Annotated in this window: 7 protein-coding genes and 1 rRNA gene; 3 read left to right on the top strand and 5 right to left on the bottom strand. The window is 67.1% G+C overall.

Annotation, left to right across the window (positions count from 1 at the left end; translation table 11 throughout):
- Positions 1–517 precede the first annotated feature (517 nt).
- Complete coding sequence (locus tag A3CU_RS0131920; protein WP_027945678.1) at positions 518–919, top strand: MerR family transcriptional regulator; 402 nt, start codon at positions 518–520, stop codon at positions 917–919.
- Positions 916–1893, top strand: coding sequence for an aldo/keto reductase (locus A3CU_RS0131925; RefSeq protein ID WP_027945679.1), 978 nt, complete (start codon positions 916–918; stop codon positions 1891–1893). The genes A3CU_RS0131920 and A3CU_RS0131925 overlap by 4 nt, the downstream gene beginning before the upstream one ends.
- Positions 1894–2038: 145 nt before the next feature.
- On the opposite strand, the gene hisS is transcribed toward A3CU_RS0131925, so the two are convergent.
- The 5 genes from hisS to A3CU_RS0131945 form a co-directional block, all read right to left on the bottom strand.
- Positions 2039–3331: a histidine--tRNA ligase gene (gene hisS, locus A3CU_RS0131930; protein WP_027945680.1), complete on the bottom strand. Its 1293-nt coding sequence runs from the start codon at positions 3329–3331 to the stop codon at positions 2039–2041.
- A 251-nt stretch (positions 3332–3582) separates the two neighbouring features.
- Positions 3583–4191, bottom strand: a complete 609-nt coding sequence (locus A3CU_RS0131935) for an acyl-CoA-like ligand-binding transcription factor (protein WP_027945681.1) — start codon at positions 4189–4191, stop codon at positions 3583–3585.
- Positions 4188–4322, bottom strand: coding sequence for a hypothetical protein (locus A3CU_RS55270; RefSeq protein WP_281174169.1), 135 nt, complete (start codon positions 4320–4322; stop codon positions 4188–4190). Before A3CU_RS55270 ends, A3CU_RS0131935 begins: the two co-directional genes overlap by 4 nt.
- Positions 4323–4349: 27 nt before the next feature.
- Positions 4350–5132, bottom strand: a complete 783-nt coding sequence (locus A3CU_RS47745) for an AMP-binding protein (protein WP_156960662.1) — start codon at positions 5130–5132, stop codon at positions 4350–4352.
- A gap of 91 nt (positions 5133–5223) precedes the next feature.
- A complete protein-coding gene (locus tag A3CU_RS0131945) occupies positions 5224–5673 on the bottom strand; it encodes a flavodoxin family protein (protein ID WP_027945682.1) in 450 nt (149 codons plus the stop codon).
- A 537-nt stretch (positions 5674–6210) separates the two neighbouring features.
- Between A3CU_RS0131945 and A3CU_RS0131950 the strand changes: the two genes are divergently transcribed.
- A 16S ribosomal RNA gene (locus A3CU_RS0131950) occupies positions 6211–6376 on the top strand; the annotation flags it as partial.

Consider the following 6376-nt stretch of genomic DNA (forward strand, 5'->3'; position numbering starts at 1 on the left):
CGACCAATACCGTGGTGGACACCATTCCAGTCGGCGAAACACCAACGGGTCTTGTGGTTACTCCGGATGGCGGTCGTGTCTATGTCGCCAACCGAAGTTCGGACCCGTCGGCGTCGCACCGACCGGTATCGCAATCGGCTCGGTTAACGGCAAACCCGTAAAGCCGTGCGAGCCAAAAGAGCCCAGCAGGCCGGAAGAGTGCCGGTGACCACCCACGGACGTGATGGCCCAAAACTTCTGGGCCCCCACCCGGTGACTCACCTTCCCCACCCACGAACTCACCGTCCCGAACCGGGACTTCACCGTCCTGAACCGGGGACACGCCGAGACCCGGCGTGTCCCCGACTCAGGCGTCCGAGTTCCCGGTTCAGGCATCCGAGTTCCCGGTTCAGGCGTCCGAGTTCCCGGTTCAGGCATCCGAGTTCCCGGTTCAGGCGTCCGAGTTCCCGGTTCAAGGGTTCGAGTTCCGTCTGGTGGGATTTGACCTGGAGTGCACTCCAGGTCGTAGTGTCGGGCCATGAGCTACTCGATAGCGGAAGCTGCACGACGGAGTGGCCTGTCGATCGACACCCTCCGTTATTACGAGCGCATCAAGCTGGTCGAGCCGCCGGAGCGCGATGCGGCGGGGCGCCGTGCCTACTCGGATGACGACCTTGCCTGGCTGCGGTTTCTGACCAAGCTGCGCACCATCGGCATGCCCATCCGGAGGATGCGGGAGTACGCCGAGTTACGCCGGCACGGCGAAGCCGCCGCACCGCGGCGCATGGCCATCCTGGTGGAGCAGCGGCGCTCGGTGCGCGAGCGGATTGCCGAACTTCAGTCCTGTTTGGACGTTCTCGACTACAAGATCGACCACTACGACCGGATCTGCGCGGGGATGTTCTCCAGCGGCGCGGTCAGGGAGGAAATTTCCGCGTGATACCTACCAGGAAGCTCGGTGACCTGGAAGTCGGCGCCCAAGGGCTGGGCTGCATGGGCATGAGCGCTGCGTACGGCGTGCGCGATAACGACGACGAGTCGATCGCCACTATCCACCGGGCGCTGGACCTCGGCGTCACCCTGCTCGACACCGCCAACGTCTACGGCAACGGCGCGAACGAGGAACTCGTCGGCCGGGCCATCGCGGGCCGCCGGGACCAGGTCGTGCTGGCGACCAAGTTCGGCATCGTGTACGACGACGGTGCCCAGCGGGCCCGCGGGGACGCGGCCTACGTCAGGCAGTGCTGCGAGGAGTCCCTGCGGCGCCTCGGCGTCGACCACATCGACCTGTACTACCAGCACCGGGTCGATACCGAGCGGGTCGAGGAGACCTGGGGCGCGTTGGCCGAACTGGTCGCGGAGGGCAAGGTGCGCTACCTCGGCATCTCGGAGGCGTCCGCCCAGACGATCCGCCGCGCGCACGCCATGCATCCCATTACCGCGCTGCAGAGCGAATGGTCGTTGTGGACCCGGGATATCGAGGCCGAGATCGTGCCCACCTGCCGGGAACTCGGCATCGGGATCGTGCCGTTCTCACCGCTGGGGCGGGGCTTCCTGACCGGTGCGATCAGCTCGGTGACCGACCTCCCCGCCGACGACCTGCGTCGCCGCCTGCCGCGCTTCACCGAGGGCAACCTCGACCGCAACCTGGCGATCGTCGAAGCGCTGCGTGAACTCGCCGCGGAGAAGGGCGTGACGGCGGGTCAGCTGGCGCTGGCCTGGGTCCAGCAGCAAGGTCGGGACGTGGTGCCCATTCCCGGCACCAAGCGGCGGAAGTACCTGGAGGAGAACGTCGCCGCCAGCGAACTCGTACTCTCGCGCGAGGACATCCAGCGCATCGAGGCGGCGGCCCCGGTGGACCGTGTGGCGGGCGCCCGCTACCCGGAGCAACTGGCCCGCGCCGCCGGCAAGTAACACCCCTGGCCGCCGTTTGCAAGGTGGCCCGGTCATGAGTGACCCGTTACTGACGAGATTCGGCAGGAACGGGTCACTCATGCACTCCGGTACTGCACGAAGGGGGCTCCGCCGTTCGCCAAAACGCGTCCGGCGAGGACGGGCCCTATTCGGCGAGCAGCGCGGCGACGGCGGTGGGGGCCTCGTCGAGGGGGACCTGTCGCTGCTCACGGGTGGCGAGGCTACGGACGGTGACGTTTCCGCTGTCCCAGTCCTCGCGGCCGACGATGACGACCGCGCGCGCCCCGGCCTTGTCCGCCTTGGCCAGCTCCTTGCCGAGCTTGCGCAGCTCCAGCGGCGTGGACGTGCGCAGGCCCGTGCCACGGAGCCGGGTCGCCACCTGCCGGGCCGCGCCGCCGAGGTCCTCGGAGACCGGGATCACCACGACGTCGACCTCGCTTCGCGGGGACGGCGCCAGGCTGTGCGTGGCCAGGAAGTCCATCAGGGTCACGTCGCCCATGCCGAAACCGATGCCGGTGATCTGCTGGCTGGTGAACATGCCCGCCAGGTCGCTGTACCGGCCGCCGCCGAAGAGCGCGCGGTTGTTCTCGGGCGAAACGTCGAAGACCTCGAACACGGTGGACGTGTAGTACGCCAGGCCCCGCACGATCATCGGGTCGAAGTGCACCAGCCCGGCGGCGTCGCTCTCCAGCACGCGCACCAGGTTCGACGCCTCCTTCACCGGCGCCGGCAGTTCGTCGAGCAGCGCGAGCCCGGCGCCGAGCACGTCGCCCAGCTTTTCGAACTGCTTGTCCGCCAGCCCGATCGTCTCGGCCTGCCCGGCCAGCGTATCGCGGTCGTACTTCTCCCAGCGGTCCACCAGCGAGAACACCTGCGGCAACTGCTCGGCCGTGCAGCCGACCAGGTCGGTGAGCGCCGAGGACAGCAGGTTCCGGTCGTTGGCGCGCACCCGGAACATGTCCTCGGTGGCGCCGACCGACCGGAGCAGGTCGTGCACCAGCTCGAACATCTCGATCTCGCAGTTGGGGCTCTCGGAGCCGAAGATGTCGGCGTTGATCTGCCAGTGCTCCCGCACCCGGCCTCGCTGTGGCCGCTCGTAGCGGAAGCAGTTGGGGTGGCTGTACCAGCGCACGGGGAACTGCAGCGAACCGGCGTTGCCCGCGATGATCCGCGCGACCGTCGGCGTCATCTCCGGCCGCAACGCGAGCCGCCGGTCACCCCGGTCGGTCAGCGTGTAGAGCTGCTGGTCGGCGATCTCCTGGCCCGACTTGCGCTCGTAGATCTCGGCGGACTCCATCAGCGGCCCGTCGTAGCGCAGGTAGCCGTACCGCTCCAGGACGTCGTAGAGATGGCCGAACACCTGCATCCGGACGGACATCTCCGGGGGCAGGAAATCCCTGGTCCCCCGGTAGGGCGCGGTCGGCAGGTACTCGGGCACGAGAACGGTTTCCTTTACGTCAGGTGGTGCCGGCTGTAAAGGAAAGTCTATCGGCCTGCGCGATCGATATACCGTAGGCGGTGAGCAGGAGCGTGCCGCCGATGGCGACACCGAGCGTGGTCGAGCGGCGACGAGTAGTTCCTCCCGCCGTCTCGCCCAGGCACAGACAAGGTCAATGCTCGATCGAGACGTCCTCACGATCAGCCGGGCGGGCTATCGCAGCAGCGAAGGATCGTCGAGACGCGCAGCATTCACAGCGGTAGTCCTTGTTCCAGGTAGGCCAGGCCTTCGTCCAGCGCCGTCATGGCGTCGAGGTCGGGATTTTCCGCCCAGTTGAGCCACACCGACAGCGTGATGCCGAACACGGTGGCGGCGAAAGTGCGGACGGCGGGGTCGTCGGGCTCGCGCCCGGCTCGTTCGGCCACCAGCTCGGCGAGCATCCGTTGAGTTCGCTTGATGTTGGTCAGGCTGGCCGCCCACAGTTCGGGGACGGCGAGGACGAGGGCCTGCCGTTCCCGACGCTCGGAGATCTCTTCCGCGGACATGTCGCGGAAGGCCGCCCGAAAAGCGGCCCGAACCGCCTCGAGCGGTTTCAGCTCGGCCGGTTGGGCTCGGAAGGCGTCGACGACGACCGGGTCGTAGCCGTCGGAGACGATGAGCTGGTCCTTGGTCGGGAAATAGCGGAAGACCGTGCTGAGCGAGACTTCCGCGGCCTCGGCGATCTGCTCGACGGTAGTCGCTTCGTAGCCTTGTTCGGCGCACAGCCGTAGCGCGTGCTGCCGGATCTTGGCACGCGTCTTGGCCTTCTTGCGCTCCCGCAGTCCGTTGCGGGGCGCGGCCTGGTCAGGATGTGCGGTCACTGATCCGCCTCCGCCTTCTCCGTGCTGTGTGCGAACGGGATCACCGGCCGGAACTTGCCGCCGTCGCTTTGCTGGGGTGGTTCGGTGGCCCGTTGCAGCTCGACGTGGCTGAGGCCGCGATCGGCGAGCATGCCGGTCAGCCCTTCGCATACCGCGCGCTACACCTGATCGGCGTCGGCGTCCGCGGCGCAGGCGAGCCGGACCCGCAGGGTCGTCGACGTGGTCTGGATGAGTTGGAACAGGCTGACCCCGGGAATCTGAACCCGGTTGGCGAGATTGCTGATCAATACGGTGTGTGAGAGTTCGCCCGGCGGAACGGGCCGGTAGTCGGCGTCGACGGGTTCGAGCACCGCCCAGTCACTGTTGACGTGGTACCAACCGTGCGCGCAGCCGTCGGTGAGGAAGGGACACTCGGTGGCACCGTAGACGCTGCGGACGTTGGTTCCGAAGACGGTCGCCATGCGGTGGTGAGCCTCCGGCGTCAGGCTCTCACCTGCGGGTTCCACCAGCACCGGGGAGATGCGCAGGCGCCCGGCTTCCTGCTCACCGGCCAGCATCGACAGCACACTGCCATAGCCGATGACGATCGCGGGCCGGAACTCGTTGAGTCCGGCCACCAACTCCTCCAGCGGCGCGTGCACCGAGAAGAAGCGGACCATCTTGCCGCCCAGGGCACCGGAGAACACGCGCTGTGATCCCGCGCTGACTAGGAAGTGGCCACCGGTGGCGACCACCATGGCCAGCCGGCCGCCATGGGCCAGCACCTTTGCCAGCCCGGAGGCACCCAGCCAGGTGCATCGCATCCGAGCGCCGAACGCGACGTTGACCGTCAGCGCTCGCCCATCCACCACGAACACACCCGGCTGGCCCGTGGTCCCCGACGTCGTCACGAGCGTGTAGTTGTCGGCGAACGGACGCCCGGCCGAGCCGGGGTCGGTAATGAACCGCTGTGCCCGTTCCCAGGCGACCGCCGGGCGTCGCTGGTACGGGGGCGGGGTGCCGGGTCAGTAGAAGTTCCAGGTCCAGTTCCGGTTACGAGAGCGTTGCGGCGATCGTGGCGCCGAGCTCCCAGCACGCTTCGAGGTCCGCCTTCGTGGGCTCCCCGGTGACCGTGACCGTTGCCGCCGCCTGCTCCCAGCCCAGGCCGGTAGTGATCGACTCGATCGCGCGCACCGCCCCGGTGACGTCGCTACCGCCATGCACGTAGTAGCCGAACGGCCGGCCCCGAGTCGCGTCCAGGCAGGGGTAGTAGACCTGGTCGAAGAAATGCTTGAGTGCGCCGGACATGTAGCCGAGGTTCGCCGGAGTGCCGAGCAGGTAGCCGTCGGCGTCGAGCACGTCCGGCGCGGTCGCGCCGAGCGCGGGACGGCGGACGACCTCGACGCCTTCGATCTCGTCGGTGGTCGCGCCGGACACGGCGGCCTCGAACATCGCCTGCAGGTTCGGCGACGGCGTGTGGTGCACGATCAGCAAGCGCGGCATGGTGCCCGAGGTTGCCCGCTACCACCGCGCGCCGCAACTCACACCCAGCGAGCCGAGCACGGACGACAATCTGGGCAGGCGAGGGGCACCAGCGGCGCGCGGAGGTCCACACCTGGCGGAGTTCCTCGTCCGGGTACTGCGGGCCGGCTTGCCCGAGTGCCCCTCGGTTGCCCGTTCGTGTGGGCGTCAGCGAGGCGTCCTTCGAGAAGAGGCGGGGCTGACCGCAACCCCGGCACCACCTCGGTTGCCGACTGACCGCCCTGAGTGACCCGCGCACCTGCTCTGTACTGGGGTTTTCCCATTAGGGGGACCCCCTGTCGGGGCCGATTTACCCGGTGTGTAATCTTCTTTTCGTCGCCAGGGAGACCGGGCCGGCGGGGCGAAAAGCCAACGCGGTAGAGGTCGCTCTCAGGAGACAAGAAACAGCTTCGTGTTGTTTGAGAACTCAACAGTGTGCTAGTGAGCTAAGTTAGTAGTTCTTTATGTTACCCTGTTTGGGTTTCTTTGAGATTATTCGAGTCTGATCGAATTCATTCATTGTTGGAGAGTTTGATCCTGGCTCAGGACGAACGCTGGCGGCGTGCTTAACACATGCAAGTCGAACGCTGAACCATCTTCGGGTGGGGATGAGTGGCGAACGGGTGAGTAACACGTGGATAACCTGTCCTTTGCTCTGGGATAAGCCTTGGAAACGGGGTCTAAT

Source organism: Amycolatopsis taiwanensis DSM 45107 (assembly GCF_000519205.1).
GTDB classification, from domain to species: Bacteria; Actinomycetota; Actinomycetes; order Mycobacteriales; family Pseudonocardiaceae; genus Amycolatopsis_E; species Amycolatopsis_E taiwanensis.

Excerpts from the sequence above, each read along its gene's own strand:
- A3CU_RS0131920 (WP_027945678.1), top strand. The coding sequence starts at position 518 with ATGAGCTACTCGATAGCGGAAGCTGCACGACGGAGTGGCCTGTCGATC.
- A3CU_RS55270 (WP_281174169.1), bottom strand. The coding sequence starts at position 4,322 with ATGCTCGCCGATCGCGGCCTCAGCCACGTCGAGCTGCAACGGGCCACC.
- A3CU_RS0131945 (WP_027945682.1), bottom strand. The coding sequence starts at position 5,673 with ATGCCGCGCTTGCTGATCGTGCACCACACGCCGTCGCCGAACCTGCAG.